Here is a 22188-nt window from a genome sequence, read left to right on the forward strand (position 1 = left end):
GCGCCCGGCGGGAACCGCGATCGGAAGAGTTCCGGCGCACGCCATTGACCACCCCCGAGTCGGCTTGTATAGGCGCCGCTGCTCCGACGGGACCGTACCTGTCGGGACAAGCTTGAACATTGCTGGATGCATTCCAGGGCCCGGGGGGTCGAAAGTCCACCCAGCGGTCCTTTTTGTATTCCCGAGCGTCATGGCTCCAGCAAAGTAACCACAGTCTAAGGTGAAGAGATTCATGCCGACGATCAACCAGCTGGTCCGCAAGGGCCGCGATCCGCAGAAGGCCAAGTCCAAGGTCCCTGCAATGGAGCAGAACCCGCAGAAGCGCGGCGTCTGCACCCGCGTCTATACGACGACTCCGAAGAAGCCGAACTCGGCTCTGCGTAAGGTTGCCAAGGTCCGCCTGACCAACCAGCGCGAAGTCATCAGCTACATCCCCGGCGAGGGGCACAACCTCCAGGAGCACTCCGTGGTGCTGATCCGTGGCGGCCGCGTTCGCGACCTTCCCGGCGTCCGCTATCACGTTCTCCGCGGTGTGCTCGATACGCAGGGTGTGAAGGATCGCCGCCAGTCGCGTTCCAAGTACGGCGCTAAGCGTCCGAAGTAAGCCGGTCGGCTCCACCCTGCGAAAGCCGGTGCTGGAGCTTCCGACCCCCAGGGCTGAAGTTTAGAAGGAAATTGAAATGGCACGTCGTCGTCGTCCCGAAAAGCGGGTCATCCTGCCTGATCCCCAGTATGGGGATGAGGTTCTCTCCAAGTTCATGAACAGCGTCATGCTGGACGGCAAGAAGTCCGTCGCCGAACTGATCGTCTATGGTGCTCTCGCAACCGTCGAGCAGCGCGCGAAGAAGGATCCGATCGGCGTGTTTCACGAGGCGCTCGCCAATGTGAAGCCGGGCATCGAAGTCCGTTCGCGCCGCGTCGGTGGTGCGACCTATCAGGTCCCCGTCGAAGTGCGCCCCGAGCGCGCCCAGGCGCTGGCCATCCGCTGGCTGATCTCCGCTGCGCGCGCGCGGTCGGAGAACACCATGTCGGCCCGCCTGTCGGGCGAGCTGATGGATGCCGCCAACAACCGCGGCAACGCGGTGAAGAAGCGCGAAGACACCCATCGTATGGCCGAAGCGAACCGCGCCTTCAGCCACTACCGCTGGTAATCTCCACTACCTATATGTCGAGAGGCCGGGAGTTCCCCGGCCTCCTACATCGCTAAGGAAAATCCGATCATGGCCCGCAGCCATCCGCTCGACATGTACCGCAACATCGGCATCATGGCGCACATCGACGCCGGCAAGACGACGACGACCGAGCGCATCCTCTATTACACCGGCAAGTCCTACAAGATCGGCGAGGTCCATGAGGGCACCGCCACGATGGACTGGATGGAGCAGGAGCAGGAGCGCGGGATCACGATCACGTCGGCCGCAACGACGTGCTTCTGGAACGATCACCGCATCAACATCATCGACACCCCCGGCCACGTCGACTTCACCATTGAAGTCGAGCGTTCGCTGCGCGTGCTCGATGGCGCGGTTGCATGCTTCGACGGCGTTGCCGGTGTCGAGCCGCAGTCCGAGACCGTGTGGCGTCAGGCCGAGAAGTATCACGTCCCGCGGATGTGCTTCATCAACAAGCTCGACCGCACCGGCGCGAACTTCAACATGTGCGTGCAGATGATCAAGGACCGCCTCGGCGCGCGTCCGGCCGTCCTCTATCTGCCGATCGGCCTCGAAGGCGACTTCAAGGGCCTGGTCGACCTGGTCGAGAACCGCGCGATCATCTGGCTCGAAGAGTCGCTCGGCGCGAAGTTCGAATATCAGGACATCCCGGCCGACCTGGCCGACCTGGCTGCAAACGCGCGTTCCGAGCTGATCGAGATGGCCGTCGAGCAGGACGACGACATCATGGAGCAGTATCTCGAGGGCAACGAGCCTGACGTCGCGACCTTGAAGAAGCTGATCCGCAAGGGCACGCTGAACTTCTCGTTCGTGCCGGTGCTCTGCGGCTCCGCGTTCAAGAACAAGGGCGTTCAGCCGCTGCTCGACGCAGTGGTCGACTATCTGCCGTCGCCGCTGGACATCAAGGACGTCGAGGGTCTGAAGCTCGACGGCGTGACGCCGGATACGCGTCCGCCGGCCGACGATGCCCCGTTCTCGGCGCTGGCGTTCAAGATCATGAACGATCCGTTCGTCGGTACGCTGACCTTTGCGCGCATCTATTCGGGCAAGCTCGACGCCGCTTCGATCGTCACCAACTCGGTGAAGGACAAGAAGGAAAAGGTTGGCCGCATGCTGCTGATGCATGCGAACAGCCGCGAGGACATCCAGGAAGCGTTCGCAGGCGACATCGTCGCTCTCGCGGGCCTCAAGGATACCACGACCGGTGACACGCTCTGCGCGCAGAACGCTCCGATCATCCTCGAGCGCATGGAATTCCCGGACCCCGTCATCGAGGTCGCGGTGGAGCCGAAGACGAAGGCCGACCAGGAGAAGATGGGCATCGCGCTCAATCGTCTCGCTCGCGAGGATCCTTCGTTCCGCGTTACGTCCGATGTCGAGAGCGGCCAGACCATCATCAAGGGCATGGGCGAGCTCCATCTCGAGATCCTGGTCGATCGCATGAAGCGCGAGTTCAAGGTCGAGGCAAATGTCGGCGCGCCGCAGGTGGCGTATCGCGAATATCTCGCGAAGCCGATCGAGATGAGCTACACCCACAAGAAGCAGTCGGGTGGTTCGGGTCAGTTCGCCGAGATCAAGATCAAGGTCATTCCCGGCGAGCGCGGTTCTGGCTTCGTCTTCTCCGACCAGATCAAGGGCGGTAACGTTCCGAAGGAATATATCCCGTCGGTCGAGAAGGGCATGCGCGAGACGGCCGAGACCGGATCGCTGATCGGCTTCCCGATCATCGATTTCGAGGTTCAGCTGATCGACGGCAAATATCATGACGTCGACTCGTCGGCGCTGGCGTTCGAAATCTGTGCCCGTGGCGCCATGCGCGAAGCGGCCCAGAAGTCGGGCATCAAGCTGCTCGAGCCGATCATGAAGGTCGAGGTCGTGACGCCGGAGGATTATCTCGGCGACGTGATCGGCGATCTGAACAGCCGTCGTGGCCAGATCCAGGGCACCGACAGCCGCGGCAACGCGACTGCGGTGGAGGCGATCGTCCCGCTGGCGAACATGTTCGGTTACGTGAACCAGCTCCGCTCGTTCAGCCAGGGCCGCGCGCAGTACACGATGCAGTTCTCGCATTACGACGAGGTTCCTGCCAACGTCGCCGAAGAAGTGAAGGCGAAGCTGGCATAATCTGAAATCAGTCGCTAAAGGGCCGCGTCCGCGCGGCTCCGCAGCGACCCCGGAATTTGAATAAGAAGAGGCGAAAATGGCAAAAGCAAAGTTTGAGCGGACGAAGCCGCATCTCAACATCGGCACCATCGGTCACGTCGACCATGGCAAGACGTCGCTGACGGCCGCGATCACCAAGGTGCTCGCCGAGACCGGCGGCGCCACCTTCACGAGCTACGCGAACATCGACAAGGCTCCCGAAGAGCGCGAGCGCGGCATCACCATCTCGACCGCTCACGTCGAGTATGAGACGACCGCGCGCCACTATGCGCACGTCGATTGCCCGGGCCACGCCGATTATGTGAAGAACATGATCACCGGTGCCGCCCAGATGGACGGCGCGATCCTGGTCGTGTCCGCCACCGACGGCCCGATGCCGCAGACCCGCGAGCACATCCTGCTCGCCCGTCAGGTCGGCGTGCCGACGATGGTCGTGTTCATGAACAAGGTCGATCTGGTCGACGACGAGGAAATCCTCGAGCTGGTCGAGATGGAAATCCGCGAGCTGCTCTCGAAGTATGATTTCGACGGCGACAACATCCCGGTCATCCGTGGTTCGGCAGTGTGCGCGCTCGACGACAAGCAGCCCGAGATCGGCCATGATGCCGTGCTCAAGCTGATGCAGGCAGTCGACGAGTACCTCCCGCAGCCCGAGCGTCCGCTCGACAAGCCGTTCATGATGCCGATCGAGGACGTGTTCTCGATCTCGGGTCGCGGCACCGTCGTCACCGGCCGCGTCGAGACCGGCGTTGTGAAGGTCGGCGAGGAAGTCGAGATCGTCGGCATCCACCCGGCAGTCCGCAAGACCACCGTCACGGGCGTCGAAATGTTCCGCAAGCTGCTCGACCAGGGCCAGGCCGGCGACAACATCGGTGCGCTGATCCGCGGCGTCGGCCGTGAAGAGGTCGAGCGTGGCCAGGTTCTCTGCAAGCCGGGCTCGATCAAGCCGCACACCGACTTCCAGTCGGAAGTGTATGTGCTGTCGAAGGACGAGGGTGGCCGTCACACGCCGTTCTTCGCCAACTATCGTCCGCAGTTCTACTTCCGCACCACGGACGTGACCGGCACCGTCGAGCTGCCCGAGGGCACCGAGATGGTCATGCCTGGCGACAACATCGCTCTGGGCGTCAAGCTCATTGCGCCGATCGCCATGGACGTCGGCCAGCGCTTCACCATCCGCGAGGGTGGCCGTACCGTTGGTTCGGGGATTGTCAGCGGCATCTCGAAGTAATATAGACGCGCCTCCGCCCGATTCGCCGCCTCTTCGGTGGCGAGTCGGGCGGTTGCTATTTCAGTGAACAATGGTTCGGTTGCTCTCGGGCAACCCGCTCTTTCGCATCGGTAGGGTTATGGAAACGCAGAATATTCGGATTCGTCTGAAGGCATTCGATCATCGTGTGCTCGATCAGGCCACCGGCGACATCGCCGACACGGCGCGCCGCACTGGCGCACTCATCCGCGGCCCCATTCCCCTCCCGACGCGCATCGAGAAGTTCACGGTGAACCGCGGACCGCACATCGACAAGAAGTCGCGTGAGCAGTTCGAGGTCCGTACCTACAAGCGGATGCTGGACATCGTTCAGCCGACCCCGCAGACGGTGGACGCGCTGATGAAGCTCGATCTCGCCGCGGGTGTAGACGTGGAGATCAAGCTGGCCTAAAGGCCGCGCTCCAAAAGAGATTCGGTTTCGCCACTGGCGAGATCAAATACAGGGATACCGCCCGGCTTGCCGGGGTTTGCGTCCCCCGTCACGTTCCCGCTCTCGCGGGAACACCAGCCCGGGACGGGGCACGCATTATATTTTGGGCTGACACGCCCGTCGGAAATCGTTCCGGCGGGCCTCTGTAATAGGAGCATTGATCATGCGCACTGGCGTGATCGCGAAGAAAATGGGGATGACCCGCTTGTTCCAGGACGATGGGCGCCATGTGCCCGTCACCGTCCTGGCACTGGAAAATCTGCAGGTAGTGGCCGTTCGCGAGGCCGACCGTGATGGTTATACCGCTGTCCAGCTTGGTGCTGGCACCGCCAAGGCGAAGAATGTCGCCAAGCCGCAGCGCGGCCACTTCGGCAAGGCCGAAGTCGAGCCGAAGGCGAAGGTTGCCGAATTCCGCGTCTCCGACGACGCTGTGCTCGAAGTGGGCGCCGAGATTTCGGCCGACCATTATGTTGCCGGCCAGATCGTCGACATCCAGGGCGTCACCCAGGGTAAGGGTTTCGCGGGCGGCATGAAGCGTTGGGGCTTCGGCGGTCTGCGCGCCACTCACGGCGTGTCCGTCTCGCACCGTTCGCTCGGTTCGACCGGTCAGCGCCAGGATCCGGGCAAGGTCTTCAAGAACAAGAAGATGGCCGGTCAGATGGGTGACAAGAACCGCACCCAGCAGAATCTCGAAATCGTATCGACCGACGTCGAGCGCGGCCTGATCTTCGTGAAGGGCTCCGTGCCTGGCTCGAAGGGCGGCTGGCTGCTCGTCAAGGACGCCGTCAAGGTCGCCCGTCACGCCGATGCGCCGTACCCGGCCGGCCTGAAGGCCGCCGCGAACAGCAACACCGCTCCCGCCGAGACGCCTGCAGAAGACGTCCAGGCCGTGGAAGCGACCGAAGGCCAGGAGGGCTGAACATGAAGGTCACTATTCAGTCCTTCGACGCTGCCGCGAAGGCCGGCGATATCGAGCTCAACGACGAGGTCTTCGGCCTCGATCCGCGCGCCGACATCCTGCACCGCGTCGTCACCTGGCAGCTCGAAAAGCGTCGTGCGACCGCACGCGGCACGCGTGAGCGCGCCGATGTTGCCCGCACCGGCAAGAAGTTCGGTCGCCAGAAGGGCGGCGGTACCGCGCGTCACGGCGATCGCCGCGCTCCGACCTTCGTCGGCGGCGGTAAGGCGCACGGCGCCCGGGTTCGCGATTTCAATCCGTCGCTGAACAAGAAGATCCGCGCTCTTGGTCTGCGCATGGCTCTCAGCAGCCACGCCAAGGCCGGCTCGCTGATCGTCATGGACAGCCTGACCGTCAAGGACAACAAGACCAAGGCGCTGACCGCGGACCTGGCGAAGCTCGGCTTCGGCAAGACCGCGCTGGTGATCGACGGTGATGCAGTCGAGACGAGTTTCGCGCTCGCCGCCGGCAACCTCCGTCAGATCAACGTTCTGCCCGCCGCTGGTGCGAACGTCTACGACATCCTGAAGCATGACACGCTGGTGCTGACGCGCTCCGCTGTCGAAAAGCTGGAGGCGCGCTTCAATGGCTAAGAAGCAGAAAGCCGAGATCGACATTCGTCATTATGACGTGATCGTCGCTCCGCACATCACCGAGAAGGCGACCCTGCTCAGCGAGCAGAACGCGGTCGTGTTCAAGGTTTCGAACGACGCGACCAAGCCTGAGATCAAGGCGGCCGTCGAGGCGCTGTTCAACGTCAAGGTCCTGGGGGTCAACACGATCGTCCAGAAGGGCAAGACGAAGAAGTGGAAGGGCACGCCCTACACGCGCTCCGACATGAAGAAGGCGATCGTGACGCTGGCTGATGGTCAGTCGATCGATGTGACGACGGGAATCCAGTAATGGCACTCAAGCATTACAACCCGACCAGCCCGGCACGACGCGGACTTATCCTCGTCGACCGCAGCGGTCTGCATAAGGGCGGCCCGATCAAGGCGCTGACCGAAGGCAAGCGCAAGACTGGCGGCCGCAACAACAAGGGCCATGTGACCTCGCGCGGCATCGCCGGCGGCCACAAGCAGCGCTATCGTCTGATCGACTTCAAGCGTCGCAAGTGGGACGTGGACGGCACGGTCGAGCGGATCGAATATGATCCCAACCGCACCGCCTTCATCGCCCTGATCAAGTATCCGGACGAGGAACTTGCCTACATCATCGCGCCGCAGCGCCTCGCCGTCGGCGACAAGGTGGTTGCCGGCAAGAAGACCGACGTGAAGCCTGGCAATGCCATGGAACTCGGCCAGATGCCGGTCGGCACGATCGTCCACAATGTGGAGATGAAGCCCGGCAAGGGTGGCCAGCTCGCACGTTCGGCCGGCACCTATGTGCAGGTCGTGGGTCGCGACAAGGGCATGGTGATGGTTCGCCTCAACTCGGGCGAGCAGCGCTATATCCACTCGAACTGCATGGCGACCGTTGGTGCGGTGTCCAACCCGGACAACGGCAACACCAACCTCGCCAAGGCCGGCCGCAACCGTTGGCTGGGCAAGCGCCCGCTGACCCGCGGCGTCGCCAAGAACCCGGTCGACCATCCGCACGGCGGTGGTGAAGGCCGGACCTCGGGCGGCCGTCATCCGGTCACCCCGTGGGGCAAGCCGACCAAGGGTGCTCGCACCCGTCACAACAAGGCGACCGACAAGATGATCATCCGGTCGCGTCACGCGAAGAAGAAGGGCTAACCGCAATGGCTCGTTCCGTCTGGAAGGGTCCCTTTGTGGACCTCCATCTGCTCAAGAAGGCAGAGACCGCGCAGGAAACCAACGCGCGTGCGCCGATCAAGACCTGGTCGCGTCGCTCCACGATCCTGCCGCAGTTCGTTGGCCTGACCTTCACCGTTTATAACGGTCGCAAGTTCGTGCCCGTGTCCGTCAACGAGGACATGGTTGGGATGAAGCTCGGCGAGTTCGCGCCGACCCGCTACTTCCCCGGCCATGCCGCCGACAAGAAGGGCAAGCGCTGATGTCGAAGGCAAAATCCCCCCGCAAGGTCGGTGAGAAGGAAGCTCTCTCGGTCGGTACGCAGATTCGCGGCTCGGCTCAGAAGCTCGGTCTCGTCGCGGCGCTGATCCGCAACAAGAAGGCCGGCGATGCGATGAACATCCTCGCTTTCTCGACCAAGGCGATGGCCGTCGATGCCCGCAAGGTTCTCGCCTCGGCGATCGCCAATGCGGAGAACAACCACAATCTCGACGTCGACGCGCTCGTCGTCTCGGAGGCCTCGGTTGGCAAGTCGATCGTCATGAAGCGTTTCGCGACCCGCGGTCGTGGCAAGTCGACGCGCATCCTCAAGCCGTTCTCGCGGCTACGGATCGTCGTGCGCGAGCAGGAAGAAGCATAATGGGTCAAAAGAGCAATCCGATCGGTCTGCGTCTCCAGATCAACCGTACCTGGGACAGCCGCTGGTATGCGGAAGGCGCCGATTATGGCCGCCTCCTGCTCGAGGATCTGAAGATCCGCACCTTCATCATGAAGACGCTGCCCCAGGCCGCGATCTCCAAGGTGGTGATCGAGCGTCCGGCCAAGCTGTGCCGCGTCTCCATCTATGCCGCGCGCCCCGGCGTGATCATCGGCAAGAAGGGTGCGGACATCGAGAAGCTGCGCCGTCTCCTCGGCAAGATGACCTCGTCCGACGTGTCGCTGAACATCGTCGAGATCCGCAAGCCTGAAGTCGACGCCAAGCTCGTCGCCCAGGGCATCGCCGATCAGCTCGAGCGTCGTATCGCTTTCCGCCGCGCGATGAAGCGCGCGGTGCAGTCGGCGATGCGCCTTGGCGCAGAGGGTATCCGGATCAATTGCGGCGGCCGTCTCGGCGGCGCGGAGATCGCCCGGTCCGAATGGTACCGCGAAGGCCGGGTTCCGCTGCACACGCTGCGCGCGAACGTCGACTATGCCGAAGCGCAGGCACACACCGCTTATGGCGTGTGCGGCGTGAAGGTCTGGATCTTCAAGGGCGAAATCCTGGGCCATGACCCGATGGCGCAGGACCGGATCATGATGGAGGCTCAAACCTCCGGCGTCCGTCCGGCGCGCTAAGGAACAAGAGCAATGCTGCAACCGAAAAAAACCAAGTTCCGCAAGGCCTTCAAGGGCCGGATCCATGGCGATGCCAAGGGCGGCACGACCCTCAACTTCGGCTCTTACGGGCTGAAGGCGATGGAGCCGGAGCGGATCACCGCACGCCAGATCGAGGCGGCCCGCCGCGCGATCACGCGTCACATCAAGCGCCAGGGGCGTTTGTGGATCCGCGTGTTCCCGGACGTTCCGGTCACGTCGAAGCCCGCCGAAGTCCGCATGGGCAAGGGCAAGGGTTCGCCCGAATATTGGGCCGCCCGGGTCAAGCCCGGCCGGATTCTGTTCGAGCTGGACGGTGTCCCTGGCGATATCGCAGCCGTGGCGTTCAGCCGCGCCGCGATGAAGCTGCCGATCAAGGTGAAGGTGGTTGCCCGTCTCGGCGACACCTCGCATCTGGGAGTTGCATAAGATGAGCAAGATCGACACCCGTCGCTCCGACCTCAAGGCGAAGACCGAGGACCAGCTCGACGAGGAGCTGGGCAACCTGAAGCGCGAGGCGTTCAACCTCCGTTTCCAGGCAGCCACGAACCAGCTCGAAAAGCCGAGCCGGGTGCGTGAGGTCCGCCGCGACATCGCTCGCATCAAGACCCTGCAGAGCCAGCGCGTGCGCTCGGCCGAAGCCAAGTAAGGAAGACAGACATGCCGAAGCGCGTGCTGACCGGGGTGATCGTCTCGGACAAGACCGACAAGACGGTGGTGGTGAACGTCGAGCGTAAGGTGAAGCACCCGCTCTACGGCAAGATCATCCGCCGTACGAAGAAGTATCATGCCCATGACGAGGGCAACGAGTTCAAGCAGGGCGAAACCGTGCGGATCGAAGAGACCGCGCCGATCTCCAAGCTGAAGACCTGGAAGGTGATCGAGCGGGTCAACACCCACGCGACCCCCGAGCGGGCAACCATCGACGGCTAAGGCCGAGTTTTAGGCGGGGTCCGGTCGGAATCGGACCCCATGTGAGAAGGAACCGGATCGATGATCCAGATGCAGTCCAATCTCGAGGTCGCTGACAACAGCGGCGCGAAGCGGGTGCAGTGCATCAAGGTGCTTGGCGGGTCCAAGCGCCGGACGGCAGGCGTTGGCGACATCATCGTCGTCAGCATCAAGGAAGCGGCACCCCGTGCCCGCGTGAAGAAGGGCGACGTGCACCGTGCCGTCATCGTGCGTACGGCGAAGGACATTCGCCGCGCCGATGGCACCGTGATCCGCTTCGATTCGAACGCGGCCGTGCTGGTCAACAAGAACGAGGAGCCGATCGGCACCCGTATCTTTGGCCCGGTGGTGCGCGAGCTGCGTGCGCGCAAGCACATGAAGATCATCAGCCTGGCGCCGGAGGTTCTGTAATGGCCGCTGCGAAGATCAAGAAGGGTGACCGCGTCATCGTCCTGTCCGGCAAGGACAAGGGCAAGACCGGTGAAGTCACCCAGGCCCTGCCCAAGGACGGCAAGGTCATCGTGTCGGGCGTGAACATCGCGATCCGTCACACCAAGCCGAGCCAGGGCGACCCCCAGGGCGGCCTGAAGCGCGCCGAAGCGCCGCTGCACGTCTCGAAGGTCGCTCATGTGACCGCCGACGGCAAGCCGACGCGCGTTCGTTTTGAAACCAAGGACGGCAAGAAGGTCCGCGTGGCCGTGAAGTCCGGGGAGACGATCAGTGGCTGATGCAAATCAGAAGGCGGCGCACAAGCCGCGGATGAAGGCGATCTACGAGGATCGCATTGTCAAGGCGATGACCGAGAAGTTCGGTTACAAGAACGTGATGGAGGTTCCGCGCCTCGACAAGATCGTCCTGAACATGGGCGTTGGCGAAGCGACGCAGGACAAGAAGAAGGTCGATCAGGCCGCTGGCGAGATGGAGCTGATCGCAGGTCAGAAGCCCGTCGTCACCAAGGCGAAGAAGTCGATCGCGCAGTTCAAGCTGCGTGAAGGCATGCCGATCGGCGTGAAGGTCACTCTTCGCCGCGAGCGCATGTACGAGTTCCTCGACCGCTTCATCACGATCGCGCTGCCGCGCGTTCGCGATTTCCGCGGGCTGAACCCGAAGAGCTTCGATGGTCGCGGCAACTATGCCTGCGGTCTGAAGGAGCAGCTGATCTTCCCGGAAATCAGCTACGACAAGGTCGACAAGATCCGCGGCATGGACGTGATCGTGACGACCACGGCGAAGACCGACGACGAAGCGCGCGAGCTGCTCCGCCTGTTCGGCTTCCCGTTCCCGATCGAAGCCGACGAAGAAAAGAAGGCAGCGTAAGATGGCTAAGAAGAGTTCTGTGAACAAGAACGAGCGTCGCAAGCTGCTGGTGAAGAAATACGCCGGCGCCTATGCGAAGCTGAAGGCGATCGCGGCGGACAATTCGCTCGATGACGGCGATCGCCTGATCGCTCGCCTGAAGATGGCGGAAATCCCGCGCAACGGTAACCCGACGCGCATCCGCAACCGGTGCGAGGTGACGGGTCGTCCCCGCGCTTATTACCGCAAGTTCCGCCTCTGCCGTATTCAGCTGCGCGATCTGGCCAACAAGGGCCTGATCCCGGGCGTTACGAAGTCGAGCTGGTAAGGATCACGAGATGGCATTGACCGATCCCCTGGGTGATATGCTCACCCGCATCCGCAACGGCCAGCGCGCGCGCAAGGACTCCGTCCTGTCGCCCGCGTCCAAGCTGCGGGCCCGTGTGCTCGACGTGCTTCAGCGCGAGGGCTATATCCGTGGCTACAGCGAAGAAGAGATGGGTCCCGCAAAGGGCATCCGCATCGAGCTGAAATATTTCGAGGGCCAGCCTGCGATCAAGCATGTCGCGCGCGTCTCGAAGCCCGGTCGCCGCGTCTATTCGGGCGCAACCGAGCTGCCCCGCGTCATGAACGGCCTGGGCATCACGATCGTCTCGACGCCTCGCGGCGTTCTGTCCGACGCGGAAGCGCGCGAGCAGAATGTCGGCGGCGAAGTGCTGGCGGAGGTATTCTGATGAGCCGCATCGGTAAAAAGCCGGTCGCGATCCCGAGCGGTACGACCGCGACGATCGAAGGCCAGCAGCTGAGCGTCAAGGGCCCCAAGGGCACCCTGTCCATGCCGCTGCGCGAAGAGATCAGCTACGTCCTCGAGGACGACGGCATCTCGGTGAACCCGGCGAACGACACCAAGCGCGCCCGCGCCTTTTGGGGCATGCAGCGTACCCTGGTGCAGAACCTGATCACCGGCGTGTCGGACGGCTTCACCAAGAAGCTGCTGATCAACGGCGTGGGTTATCGTGCGGACGCCAAGGGCCGGGTGCTGAACCTGAAGCTCGGCTACAGCCACGACGTCAACATCGACGTGCCGGAAGGCCTCGAGGTGAAGACGCCGGACAACACGACCGTCGAGATTTCGGGAACCGACAAGCAGAAGGTCGGTCAGCTGGCCGCGGAGATCCGTCAGTGGCGTAAGCCGGAGCCCTATAAGGGCAAGGGCATCAAGTACGACGGTGAGTTCATCTTCCGCAAGGAAGGGAAAAAGAAGTAATGAGCACCAAAGGTCTCTCCCTCTTTGCGAAGCGCCGTCTTCGCAATCGCACCGCGCTCCGCGGTCGTGCTGCCGGCCGTCCGCGGCTGTCGGTGCACCGGTCGGGCAAGCACATCTATGCTCAGGTGATCGACGACGCCCAGGGCAAGACGGTCGCTTCCGCCTCCACCCTGGAGAAGGACGTGCGCGGCACGTCCGGCGCGAACATCGATGCTGCCGTCCTGGTCGGCAAGCGCGTCGCCGAAGCGGCGAAGCAGGCAGGCGTCACCAAGGTCGTGTTCGACCGTGGGGGCTTCCTGTTCCACGGTCGCGTGAAGGCGCTGGCGGAAGCCGCGCGTGAAGCCGGATTGGAGTTCTAAGAATGGCCGACGAAATCAACACGACGGACGTCGTTGCCGGCGGCGAAGCTGCTCCGCAGGACGCGCCGCAGGGCCGTGGTCCGCGTGGCGGCCGTGGCCGTGGCGGCCCGGGCGGGGGCGACAATCGCGGCCGTGGCGGCCGTGACGGCAATCGTGGCCGTCGCGACGATCGTCGCGGCGCGACCGACGATGGCGGCGAAGAGCTGATCGAGAAGCTGGTCCACATCAACCGCGTCTCGAAGACGGTGAAGGGCGGCAAGCGCTTCGGCTTCGCGGCGCTCGTCGTCGTGGGCGACGGCAAGGGCCGGGTTGGCTTCGGTCATGGCAAGGCGCGCGAAGTGCCGGAAGCCATTTCCAAGGCGACGGCTGCTGCCAAGAAGGCAATGGTCCGCGTTCCCCTCCGCGAGGGTCGCACGCTGCATCATGACGGCAAGGGCCATTTCGGCGCCGGCCTCGTGACCGTGCGTTCGGCGCCGCAGGGCACCGGCATCATCGCGGGCGGCCCGATGCGCGCCGTCTTCGAGAGCCTGGGCGTGGCCGATGTGGTGACCAAGTCGGTCGGCACGTCGAACCCGTACAACATGATCCGTGCGACCTTCGAGGCGCTGACCACTCAGGTCAGCCCGAAGTCGGTCGCGCAGCGTCGCGGCAAGAAGATCGCCGACCTGCTCGGCCGTGGTGGCTCGCAGGCCGCCGAGGCTGACGCCGCAGCGATCGCGGAGTAAGACAGATGGCGAAGAAGAAAGAAGCCGCCGGCGGCACGATCAAGGTGACCCAGACGGGTTCGCCGATCCGCCGCGAGAAGGATCAGCGCGCGACGCTGATCGGTCTCGGCCTCAACAAGATGCACAAGACGCGCGAATTGCAGGACAGCCCCGAGGTTCGGGGCATGATCCGCAAGGTCGCGCACATGGTATCGGTCGAGGGTTGACCTCAATGATCCTCCCCGTCAGGGGAGGGTGAGGGGCGGAACGGCTCGAACGCAGGTTCGACCTGTTCCGCCCTCAGCCTTTTTAATCAGCGCGACAAAAGCGAAAGCGAGTGCACGACATGAAACTGAACGAACTCCGCGACAATGCAGGTGCCCGCAAGTCCCGTATGCGGGTCGGCCGTGGTATCGGTTCCGGCAAGGGCAAGACCGGCGGCCGCGGCATCAAGGGCCAGAAGAGCCGTGAGGGCGTGTCCATCGCCGGCTTCGAAGGCGGCCAGATGCCGCTCCACATGCGTCTGCCGAAGCGCGGCTTCAACAACATCTTCGCCAAGGACTATGCCGAGGTGAACCTCGGCGCGATCCAGAAGGCGGTCGACGCAGGCAAGATCGAAGCCGGTGCTTCGCTCGACCACGCAGCGCTCAAGGCCGCTGGCCTGGCGCGTGGCGGCAAGGACGGCGTCCGTCTGCTCGGCAAGGGCGAGTTCTCGGCCAAGCTGACCTTCACCGTTGCCGGCGCGTCGAAGGGGGCGATCGAGGCGGTCGAAAAGGCCGGCGGCAAGGTCGATGTCATCGTCGTCGTGCCCGCAGCCGAGAAGGCCGCTGCCAAGAAGGGCAAGGTTCGCGCCGCCAAGATCGAGGCGCGCAAGGCCTGAGGGTTCTGGCCCGCCGTCACGGCGGCGGGCTAACACGGATCGTCGATTGCGACGATTGGACCAAAAGGCCCTTAGACAAGCCCGATCGGGCCCCTATATGAGCGGCGGGGCGGTTAAACGTTTCCCGCCGCTTTTGTTTCCCCCGATGTTTTTTTGGGACGATCATAAATATGGCATCCGCAGCCGATTCGATGGCCTCCGGCATCAGCCTGTCGAAATTCTCCCAGGCGACCGATCTCAAGAAGCGCCTCTGGTTCACGATCGGCGCGCTGATCATCTTTCGCCTGCTCAGCTATGTCCCGTTGCCGGGCATGGATCCGACCGCGCTGGTCGCGCTCGCCGAGCGTACCAATGGCGGCGTGCTCGACTTCTTCAATGCCTTTTCGGGTGGCTCGCTGAAGCGCGCCAGCCTGATCGCGCTGGGCGTCATGCCGTATATCACGGCATCGATCGTCGTTCAGCTCGCGACCTCGCTGTCGCCGACGCTGGCCGCGATCAAGAAGGAAGGCGAGAGCGGGCGCAAGCGGCTCAACCAATATACCCGCTACGGCACGGTCGGTCTGACCGCGGTGCAGGGCTATTTCATCGCGCGCGGCTTCGAGGCCGGCGGTGCGGTGGTCGATCCTGGCCTGATGTTCCAGGTCGGCGCGGTGATCAGCCTGATCGGCGGCACCATGTTCCTGATGTGGATCGGTGAGCAGATCACCAGCCGCGGCATCGGCAACGGCATGTCGCTGATCATCATGGCCGGCATCGTCGCGAACCTGCCGACCACGCTTTACAACCTGGTCGAGGGCGGTCGTACCGGCTCGCTCGATCCCGTGCGCCTGATCGGCATCATCATTGCCGTCGTGCTGCTCATCCTGTTCATCTGCTTCATGGAGCGCGCCCAGCGCCGCATCCTGATCCAGTATCCCAAGCGCCAGACCCAGCGCGGCATGCAGGCCGATCGCAGCCATCTGCCGCTGAAGATCAACACCGCGGGCGTGATCCCTCCGATCTTCGCCTCGTCGCTGCTGCTGATGCCGCTGACCATCACCCAGTTCGCGGGTAATCGCGTCGCTGGCGAGAGCGCCTGGGGCGATATCGTCATCACCCTCAACCAGTATCTCCAGCACGGATCGCTGGTGTACATGCTGCTCTACGGCGCCGGCATCATCTTCTTCTCGTTCTTCTACACCGCCGTGGTGTTCAATCCCGAGGAGACCGCCGACAATCTGAAGCGCTATGGCGGCTTCATTCCGGGCATCCGTCCCGGCAAGAACACCGAGGCCTATTTCGATTATGTGCTGACGCGCATCACCGTGATCGGCGCTGCCTATCTGACGATCATCTGCCTGTTGCCCGAATATCTGGTGTCGGCGCTGAGCATCCCGTTCTATCTCGGCGGCACCAGCCTGCTGATCGTCGTCAACGTGACGATGGATACGGTGACTCAGATCCAGAGCCACTTGCTCGCGCATCAATATGGCGATCTGATCAAGAAGGCCAAGTTGAAGGGTGGCCGCCTCCGTTGAGAGGGGTGACATCGAAATGAGGGGAACGGCCTTGAATATCATTCTCCTGGGTCCGCCGGGCGCGGGCAAGGGCACCCAGGCGAGCCGGTTGATGGCCGATCGGGGCATGGTCCAGCTTTCCACCGGCGACATGCTGCGCGCCGCGGTGAAGTCCGGCAGCCCGGTTGGCCTCAAGGCCAAATCGGTGATGGAGGCGGGGGAACTCGTCTCGGACGAGATCGTCTCGGGCATCATCGGTGAACGGCTCGACATGCCCGACACGGCCAATGGCGTGATCTTCGACGGCTATCCCCGCACCGCCGCCCAGGCCGAGCAGCTCGACGCGTTGCTGAGTGAGCGCGGCCGGACCCTCGACCATGTGATCGAGCTGAGCGTCGATGAGGAGGCGCTCGTCGACCGCATCGTCGGTCGCTACACCTGCGCCAAGTGCGGCGAGGGCTATCACGATCATTACAAGCAGCCCAGGGTTCCGGGCGTCTGCGATGTGTGCGGCTCGACCGAGTTCAAGCGCCGTCCCGACGACAATGCGGAAACCGTGCGCACCCGCATGGCCGAATATCGCGCCAAGACCGCGCCGATCCTGCCGATCTACGAGGCCCGCGGCCTGGTGTCGCGCGTCGACGGCATGGGGGATATCGACCAGGTGACTCAGGCGATCGAGGCCATCCTCGACGGGAAATAGGCCCGCGTCGCTTGCCGTTCCCGGCGCAGGGCATATGATGCGCCGGGTCAGGGGGAGAGCGTCGATGAAGCCTTTCGGTCCTTTGGGCGTCGTCATCGCGCTGTCGTTTGCCGGCCCGGCCGCGGCCGAAGTCGTGTCCGCCACCCCGACCACGATGGAGATCAGCCAGGTCGTCACGATCGACGCGCCGATTGCCAGGGCCTGGGATACGCTGCGCTCGCCCCAGCGCTGGTGGAGCAAGGAACACACCTACAGCGACAATGCGGCCAATCTCTACATGGACGGCCAGGCGACCGGCTGCTTCTGCGAACGTTTCCCCGATCGTCGGGGCAGCGTCGAACATGCCCGGATCCTCTATATCCAGCCGCCCCAGATGATCCGCCTGTCGGGCGCGCTGGGGCCGCTCCAGGCCGAAGCGGTGGTCGGTACGTTGACCTTCAAGCTTGCCCCTGAAGGCGCGAACGCCACGCGCTTGACGCTCAGCTATATCGTCAGCGGCTATGTCCGCGCCGGCGCCGATACGCTTGCGCCCAAGGTCGACGAGGTCCTGGCGCTGCAGGTGCTGAACCTGAAATCCGCCGCCGAGGCCCCACCGCCGCCCGCGCCGGCCCCGCAGCGCTAGGGCCGGACAAAGCTGAACCCTTCCGTTCGTCCTGAGTAGGGGCTGAGTAGCCGAAGGCGTATCGAAGACCCGTATCGAGGGACATGGCGAGAGGCTTCTCCTTCGATACGCCATTTCGACAAGCTCAATGTCTACTCAGGACGAACGGAGGGGCGATTTGCGCCTTTGCCGCTTCGCCGGCGCTTCATGACGAATTCTTCACATCGCCGTCATCGGCAGGTGCGGGGCGGGCCGCTACTCAGGGTCCGTGCCCAGCGCGCCGGGCACCAAACTCCTTGAATCGGCGTCCGCACTCCCGGGGGCGTCGTGGCCGGCGGAAGGTTCGCTTTCCGCCGGCCAATTTTGCTGTAAAGGCAGAAAGGCACCGACCGGAATGCCGCCGATGACCCGCAAGATCCTGATCGTCGAAGACGACGCCGCGACGGCCGGCTATCTCGCCAAGGGGCTGGGAGAGGCCGGTTTTGCCGTCGAAACCTGTGGGGACGGCCGCGACGGCCTGTTTCTCGCCAGCGAGGGCATTTTCGATCTGATCGTTGCCGACCGCATGTTGCCCGGGCTGAACGGCCTGGCGATGATCGGCGCGATCCGCGCGGCCGGCATCCGTACTCCCGTCCTGATCCTGTCCGCGCTGGCGACGGTCGACGACCGGGTCGATGGGCTTCATGCCGGCGCTGACGATTATCTCGTCAAACCCTTTTCCTTCGCGGAGCTTTCCGCGCGGATCGAGGCGCTGCTCCGCCGCGCCGATCGCGTCGCCAGCGAAAACCAGACGACTCGCCTTGTCGTCGGCGATCTGGAGATCGACCTGCTCGCCCGCACGGTCGCGCGCGACGGCCGGCCGATCGCGCTCGGCGCGCGCGAATTCAACCTGCTCGAATTCCTCGCCCGCCATGCCGGGCAAGTGGTGACGCGCACGATGATGCTCGAAAAGATCTGGAACTATCATTTCGATCCCGGATCGAACGTGGTCGACGTCCATATCGGGCGGCTGCGCCGCAAGATCGAGGAAGGGTTCGCCGCCCCGATTCTCCACACGGTGCGCGGCGCGGGATACCGGCTCTCGGCCGACACCTGATGTGGCGTCTGTCGGTCACGGCGCGCATTGCGTTGCTCGCGATCGCGCTGGCCCTTGTTTCAAATCTCGTCCTGGTGACCTTCATCTGGCGGCAGGTACATGACGACGCGATCGATTCGCTGCGTCGTGATACCGCCGAACAGGCCGATGCGCTCGTCTCGGTCTGGCGGGCGGGCGGGCTGCGCGCGCTCGACCAGACGATCGAGGAAGCGCGGGCCCCTGGCGACCTCTCGCTGATCATCGCGGTGATCGACGGACGGGGGAAGCGCGTGGCGGGCATTGGCCCGGAAATCGCGACGATCGTTCCATCCGAGTCGGTCGACTTCCGCATTGGCCGGATCGGCGCGTCGCCGCCCTGGTCGTTGCGCGATGCCGGCTATTCGGTGCGGCGGATCGGCGCCCTGCGCCTCATCAGCGGGCGGATGCTCGACGACTGGGAACAGGTGCAGCGCGGGATCGAACGAGCATTGCTGCTTGCGATGCTGTTGTCGCTTGGGCTCGGCATCGTCGGTGGCCTGGTCGTGACCCGTTATGTCGGACGCCGCCTGAACCGGGTCGCCGACGTGATCGAGGGCGTGGCCGGCGGTGACCTGTCACGCCGCGTCGCCAGCGCCTCGGGCGGCGGGGATGCGTTCGACCGGCTTGCCACCCGCCTCAACGCGATGCTCGACAAGGTCGAGCGGCTGATGGTCGAATTGCGGCTGGTCACCGACAGCCTCGCGCATGATCTGCGCTCGCCGCTGGCCAGGCTCAGGACCAAGACCGAGAACGCGGTCCTGCTCGCCGACCCGGCACAGCGCGAGGCAGCGCTCGGCGGACTCCTGACCGAGACCGATCTGGTGATGCGCATGCTGAGCATGCTGATCGAGATCAGCCGGTCGGAATCGGTGTCGCGCGATCGGTTCGCCAGCATCGATCCCGCGGCGTTGATCGAGGAGATCGCCGAACTCTACGCACCCGTGGCCGAGGATGCCGGCCTGCGCTTCGCGACGGTGCTCGACACTCATCCGCCGCGCCTGATCCTCCACCGCGAGTTGATGACCCAGGCGATCGCCAACCTGGTCGACAATGCGCTGCGCCACGGCGCCCAGGGTGGCGAGGTGACCTTGCGGCTGACGGGGCAGGGGGGTGAGGTCCGAATCCAGGTCGAGGATCGTGGGCCCGGCATCGCCGCGGAGGACCGCGAGCAGGCGCTGCGCCGCTTCGGCCGGCTGGACAATGCGCGCAGCACGCCCGGCGCCGGACTTGGTCTGTCGCTGATCGAGGCGGTCGCCCGCTTGCATGGCGGGCGGCTCGAGCTGGGCGATAATGCGCCAGGGCTGATTGCGGCGATCGTTCTGCCGGCGTAAAGGATCCGCGGAGGACGCGCGACGAACCGGTCGATAGTCGGGGAATCGGGGGCGTCGCGCTTGACATGGGCGACTCGCTCTCCTATTTGGCGATCATTCCGAAACACCGGGTCCCGGCGGCGCATGTTTGCGCACGCCGTTATCTTGCGTTCGGATGTTAACGCGTTGAGATGGGGCGGCTGCAGCCATGCACGCCCTGTGGAGCAGGAGAATAAATTTCATGGCTCGTATTGCGGGTGTCAACATCCCGACCAACAAGCGCGTTGTTATCGCGCTGACCTACATTCACGGCATTGGCGATACCAAGGCCAAGGAAATCACCACCAAGCTGGGCATCGCCCCTGAGCGCCGCGTGCAGGACCTGACCGATCAGGAAGTGCTGCACATCCGCGAAGCGATCGACGCCGACTATACGGTCGAGGGTGATCTTCGTCGCCAGACGGCGATGAACATCAAGCGCCTGATGGATCTGGCCTGCTATCGCGGCCTTCGCCATCGCAAGGGCCTTCCGGTCCGCGGCCAGCGCACGCATACCAATGCGCGCACCCGCAAGGGCAAGGCCAAGCCGATCGCCGGCAAGAAGAAGTGATGCGCTGAGCCGTTCCTTTCGGGGCGGCTCGCCTTCCAGCTACAGGGTTAGGATTTCAACATGGCACGCGAACCTCAGCGCATTAAGCGGCGTGAGCGCAAGAACATCACCTCTGGCGTCGCGCACGTGAACGCCAGCTTCAACAACACCATGATCACGATCACCGATGCCCAGGGCAACGCGATCTCGTGGTCGTCGGCCGGCATGATGGGCTTCAAGGGAAGCCGCAAGTCGACCCCGTATGCGGCCCAGGTCGCAGCCGAGGATGCCGGCAAGAAGGCCGCCGAGCACGGCGTCCGCACGCTCGAAGTGGAAGTAAAGGGTCCGGGTTCGGGCCGCGAGTCGGCGCTTCGCGCGCTGCAGGCGGTCGGCTTCCAGATCACTTCGATCCGCGACGTGACCTCGATCCCGCACAATGGCGTCCGGCCCTCCAAGCGCCGCCGCGTCTGATTTCGTCTCGTCCGCGCGCGGTTGATCGCGCCGCGCGGACGATTCCCACATGGTCTGAGTTACCCCGCTCAGGCCCAAAACCAAGGGGAAGCCCGTGTCCGTCAATGCTAAGAACTGGCAGGAACTGAAGAAGCCCAATGGCCTCGAGAAGAAGCCGGGTGGCGATCCCAAGCGCAAGGCGACCTTCGTGGCCGAACCGCTCGAGCGTGGCTTCGGCCTGACGCTCGGCAACGCGCTGCGCCGCGTGCTGCTGTCGTCGCTTCAGGGTGCTGCCGTTACCTCGATCAAGATCGAGAACGTTCTCCACGAATTCTCGTCGCTCGCCGGCGTGCGTGAAGACGTGACCGACATCGTCCTGAACGTGAAGCAGATCGCGCTGCGCATGCAGGGCGAAGGCCCGAAGCGTCTCCAGCTCTCCGCGACCGGCCCGGCCGACGTGAAGGCCGGCGACATCGCGGTGTCGGGCGATATCGAAGTGATGAACCCCGATCTCGTGATCTGCCATCTCGACGAAGGCGCGACGCTCAACATGGAGCTGACCGCTGACGTGGGTAAGGGCTATGTCGCGGCGGTTGCGAACCGTCCGGCCGATGCCCCGATCGGCCTGATCCCGGTCGATGCGCTCTACTCGCCGGTCCGCCAGGTGTCGTACAAGGTCGAGAACACCCGCGTCGGGCAGGAGCTCGATTACGACAAGCTGACGCTCACCATCGAGACCGACGGCACGATCACGCCTGAGGACGCCGTCGGCTATGCCGGCCGCATCCTGCAGGACCAGCTCGCGCTGTTCGTCCATTTCGACGATTCGTCGGTCCGTCCGTCGGCCCCGATCGGCCATGCCGCGCCGTCTTCGGCCGGCGAGGTTTCGGGCGATACCCAGCAGATCAATCGTTACCTTCTCAAGAAGGTCGACGAGCTCGAACTGTCGGTGCGTTCGGCCAACTGCCTCAAGAACGACAACATCATCTATATCGGCGATCTGGTCCAGAAGACCGAAGCAGAGATGCTGCGCACCCCGAATTTCGGCCGCAAGTCGCTGAACGAAATCAAGGAAGTGCTGTCGTCCATGGGTCTCCGTCTCGGCATGGAAATCCCGGGCTGGCCGCCCGAGAACATCGAAGAGATGGCCAAGAAGCTTGAGCAGGAAATCATGGGGTAAGCGGCGCGCCACAAACCTGGCGTCGCCCCGGCGGAGGCCGGGGCCGCTGGGTTTGTGGCACCCGGTTCCCTTGTTACACAGCGGCCCCGGCCTTCGCCGGGGAGACGGTTTAATCGGCGAGCGTACCGTCCTCGCCTGGTCTGGGGTTCCGTCAAACGGCCCCTTAACGAACGAAGGAAAGATAT

Annotated in this window: 33 protein-coding genes; all 33 read left to right on the forward strand. The window is 63.9% G+C overall.

What is annotated here, in order from left to right; genetic code table 11:
* Window positions 1-232: 232 nt before the first annotated feature.
* The gene (gene rpsL, locus ACZ1I5_RS05775) at window positions 233-604 is read left to right on the forward strand and encodes a 30S ribosomal protein S12 (protein ID WP_019516007.1); all 372 of its coding nucleotides are present in this window, start codon (window positions 233-235) and stop codon (window positions 602-604) included.
* Between the two features lie 76 nt (window positions 605-680).
* Complete coding sequence (rpsG, locus tag ACZ1I5_RS05780) at window positions 681-1151, forward strand: 30S ribosomal protein S7 (protein ID WP_272626145.1); 471 nt, start codon at window positions 681-683, stop codon at window positions 1149-1151.
* 69 nt (window positions 1152-1220) lie between these two features.
* Window positions 1221-3296, forward strand: coding sequence for an elongation factor G (fusA, locus tag ACZ1I5_RS05785; RefSeq protein ID WP_465172775.1), 2076 nt, complete (start codon window positions 1221-1223; stop codon window positions 3294-3296).
* Window positions 3297-3372: 76 nt separating this feature from the next.
* Window positions 3373-4566, forward strand: coding sequence for an elongation factor Tu (tuf, locus tag ACZ1I5_RS05790; protein WP_343890830.1), 1194 nt, complete (start codon window positions 3373-3375; stop codon window positions 4564-4566).
* Between the two features lie 118 nt (window positions 4567-4684).
* On the forward strand, window positions 4685-4996 hold the full coding sequence (gene rpsJ / locus ACZ1I5_RS05795; protein ID WP_034161642.1) for a 30S ribosomal protein S10: 312 nt from the start codon (window positions 4685-4687) through the stop codon (window positions 4994-4996).
* Between the two features lie 202 nt (window positions 4997-5198).
* On the forward strand, window positions 5199-5954 hold the full coding sequence (gene rplC, locus ACZ1I5_RS05800; protein WP_465172776.1) for a 50S ribosomal protein L3: 756 nt from the start codon (window positions 5199-5201) through the stop codon (window positions 5952-5954).
* Window positions 5955-5956: 2 nt separating this feature from the next.
* A complete protein-coding gene (rplD, locus tag ACZ1I5_RS05805) occupies window positions 5957-6586 on the forward strand; it encodes a 50S ribosomal protein L4 (RefSeq protein WP_465172777.1) in 630 nt (209 codons plus the stop codon).
* Window positions 6579-6896 (forward strand): 50S ribosomal protein L23, encoded by a 318-nt coding sequence (locus ACZ1I5_RS05810; protein WP_465172778.1) that lies wholly within the window; start codon window positions 6579-6581, stop codon window positions 6894-6896. Before rplD ends, ACZ1I5_RS05810 begins: the two co-directional genes overlap by 8 nt.
* Window positions 6896-7732 (forward strand): 50S ribosomal protein L2, encoded by an 837-nt coding sequence (gene rplB / locus ACZ1I5_RS05815; RefSeq protein WP_272626159.1) that lies wholly within the window; start codon window positions 6896-6898, stop codon window positions 7730-7732. The genes ACZ1I5_RS05810 and rplB overlap by 1 nt, the downstream gene beginning before the upstream one ends.
* Before the next feature lie 5 nt (window positions 7733-7737).
* Window positions 7738-8013, forward strand: coding sequence for a 30S ribosomal protein S19 (gene rpsS, locus ACZ1I5_RS05820; RefSeq protein WP_034161646.1), 276 nt, complete (start codon window positions 7738-7740; stop codon window positions 8011-8013).
* A complete protein-coding gene (rplV, locus tag ACZ1I5_RS05825) occupies window positions 8013-8390 on the forward strand; it encodes a 50S ribosomal protein L22 (RefSeq protein WP_272626161.1) in 378 nt (125 codons plus the stop codon). Before rpsS ends, rplV begins: the two co-directional genes overlap by 1 nt.
* Window positions 8390-9085, forward strand: a complete 696-nt coding sequence (gene rpsC, locus ACZ1I5_RS05830) for a 30S ribosomal protein S3 (RefSeq protein ID WP_372852037.1) — start codon at window positions 8390-8392, stop codon at window positions 9083-9085. Before rplV ends, rpsC begins: the two co-directional genes overlap by 1 nt.
* A 12-nt stretch (window positions 9086-9097) precedes the next feature.
* Entirely contained in the window at window positions 9098-9532 is a 435-nt protein-coding gene (gene rplP / locus ACZ1I5_RS05835) for a 50S ribosomal protein L16 (protein ID WP_272626165.1), read from the forward strand.
* A 1-nt stretch (window position 9533) separates the two neighbouring features.
* Entirely contained in the window at window positions 9534-9752 is a 219-nt protein-coding gene (gene rpmC, locus ACZ1I5_RS05840) for a 50S ribosomal protein L29 (protein WP_465172779.1), read from the forward strand.
* 11 nt (window positions 9753-9763) lie between these two features.
* Window positions 9764-10036 carry a 30S ribosomal protein S17 gene (rpsQ, locus tag ACZ1I5_RS05845; protein WP_372852031.1) on the forward strand — a complete coding sequence of 91 codons (273 nt, stop codon included), beginning with the start codon at window positions 9764-9766 and terminating at the stop codon, window positions 10034-10036.
* A 60-nt stretch (window positions 10037-10096) separates the two neighbouring features.
* Window positions 10097-10465 carry a 50S ribosomal protein L14 gene (rplN, locus tag ACZ1I5_RS05850; protein WP_332716285.1) on the forward strand — a complete coding sequence of 123 codons (369 nt, stop codon included), beginning with the start codon at window positions 10097-10099 and terminating at the stop codon, window positions 10463-10465.
* Window positions 10465-10782 (forward strand): 50S ribosomal protein L24, encoded by a 318-nt coding sequence (rplX, locus tag ACZ1I5_RS05855; protein WP_301085640.1) that lies wholly within the window; start codon window positions 10465-10467, stop codon window positions 10780-10782. Before rplN ends, rplX begins: the two co-directional genes overlap by 1 nt.
* 31 nt (window positions 10783-10813) lie before the next feature.
* The gene (gene rplE, locus ACZ1I5_RS05860) at window positions 10814-11371 is read left to right on the forward strand and encodes a 50S ribosomal protein L5 (RefSeq protein ID WP_465173901.1); all 558 of its coding nucleotides are present in this window, start codon (window positions 10814-10816) and stop codon (window positions 11369-11371) included.
* Window position 11372: 1 nt separating this feature from the next.
* On the forward strand, window positions 11373-11678 hold the full coding sequence (gene rpsN, locus ACZ1I5_RS05865; RefSeq protein ID WP_372852027.1) for a 30S ribosomal protein S14: 306 nt from the start codon (window positions 11373-11375) through the stop codon (window positions 11676-11678).
* 10 nt (window positions 11679-11688) lie between these two features.
* Complete coding sequence (rpsH, locus tag ACZ1I5_RS05870) at window positions 11689-12084, forward strand: 30S ribosomal protein S8 (RefSeq protein WP_272626176.1); 396 nt, start codon at window positions 11689-11691, stop codon at window positions 12082-12084.
* Window positions 12084-12617: a 50S ribosomal protein L6 gene (gene rplF / locus ACZ1I5_RS05875; protein WP_465172780.1), complete on the forward strand. Its 534-nt coding sequence runs from the start codon at window positions 12084-12086 to the stop codon at window positions 12615-12617. The genes rpsH and rplF overlap by 1 nt, the downstream gene beginning before the upstream one ends.
* The gene (gene rplR, locus ACZ1I5_RS05880) at window positions 12617-12976 is read left to right on the forward strand and encodes a 50S ribosomal protein L18 (protein ID WP_465172781.1); all 360 of its coding nucleotides are present in this window, start codon (window positions 12617-12619) and stop codon (window positions 12974-12976) included. Before rplF ends, rplR begins: the two co-directional genes overlap by 1 nt.
* Before the next feature lie 2 nt (window positions 12977-12978).
* Window positions 12979-13701, forward strand: coding sequence for a 30S ribosomal protein S5 (rpsE, locus tag ACZ1I5_RS05885; RefSeq protein ID WP_465172782.1), 723 nt, complete (start codon window positions 12979-12981; stop codon window positions 13699-13701).
* A 5-nt stretch (window positions 13702-13706) separates the two neighbouring features.
* Entirely contained in the window at window positions 13707-13907 is a 201-nt protein-coding gene (gene rpmD, locus ACZ1I5_RS05890) for a 50S ribosomal protein L30 (RefSeq protein ID WP_272626183.1), read from the forward strand.
* Window positions 13908-14026: 119 nt separating this feature from the next.
* Window positions 14027-14560, forward strand: coding sequence for a 50S ribosomal protein L15 (gene rplO / locus ACZ1I5_RS05895; RefSeq protein WP_465172783.1), 534 nt, complete (start codon window positions 14027-14029; stop codon window positions 14558-14560).
* Between the two features lie 170 nt (window positions 14561-14730).
* On the forward strand, window positions 14731-16077 hold the full coding sequence (secY, locus tag ACZ1I5_RS05900) for a preprotein translocase subunit SecY (protein WP_465172784.1): 1347 nt from the start codon (window positions 14731-14733) through the stop codon (window positions 16075-16077).
* A 31-nt stretch (window positions 16078-16108) separates the two neighbouring features.
* On the forward strand, window positions 16109-16759 hold the full coding sequence (locus tag ACZ1I5_RS05905) for an adenylate kinase (protein WP_465172785.1): 651 nt from the start codon (window positions 16109-16111) through the stop codon (window positions 16757-16759).
* 64 nt (window positions 16760-16823) lie between these two features.
* Window positions 16824-17381, forward strand: coding sequence for an SRPBCC family protein (locus tag ACZ1I5_RS05910; protein ID WP_465172786.1), 558 nt, complete (start codon window positions 16824-16826; stop codon window positions 17379-17381).
* A 382-nt stretch (window positions 17382-17763) separates the two neighbouring features.
* Window positions 17764-18456, forward strand: coding sequence for a winged helix-turn-helix domain-containing protein (locus tag ACZ1I5_RS05915; protein ID WP_465172787.1), 693 nt, complete (start codon window positions 17764-17766; stop codon window positions 18454-18456).
* The gene (locus ACZ1I5_RS05920) at window positions 18456-19805 is read left to right on the forward strand and encodes a sensor histidine kinase (protein WP_465172788.1); all 1350 of its coding nucleotides are present in this window, start codon (window positions 18456-18458) and stop codon (window positions 19803-19805) included. The genes ACZ1I5_RS05915 and ACZ1I5_RS05920 overlap by 1 nt, the downstream gene beginning before the upstream one ends.
* A gap of 220 nt (window positions 19806-20025) precedes the next feature.
* Window positions 20026-20394, forward strand: a complete 369-nt coding sequence (gene rpsM / locus ACZ1I5_RS05925; RefSeq protein ID WP_465172789.1) for a 30S ribosomal protein S13 — start codon at window positions 20026-20028, stop codon at window positions 20392-20394.
* Between the two features lie 60 nt (window positions 20395-20454).
* The gene (rpsK, locus tag ACZ1I5_RS05930) at window positions 20455-20844 is read left to right on the forward strand and encodes a 30S ribosomal protein S11 (RefSeq protein WP_034161671.1); all 390 of its coding nucleotides are present in this window, start codon (window positions 20455-20457) and stop codon (window positions 20842-20844) included.
* A gap of 94 nt (window positions 20845-20938) precedes the next feature.
* The gene (locus tag ACZ1I5_RS05935) at window positions 20939-22003 is read left to right on the forward strand and encodes a DNA-directed RNA polymerase subunit alpha (RefSeq protein ID WP_465172790.1); all 1065 of its coding nucleotides are present in this window, start codon (window positions 20939-20941) and stop codon (window positions 22001-22003) included.
* The last annotated feature ends 185 nt before the right edge of the window (window positions 22004-22188 follow it).

The sequence above is a fragment of the Sphingomonas sp. BL-S-30 genome, from assembly GCF_055521475.1.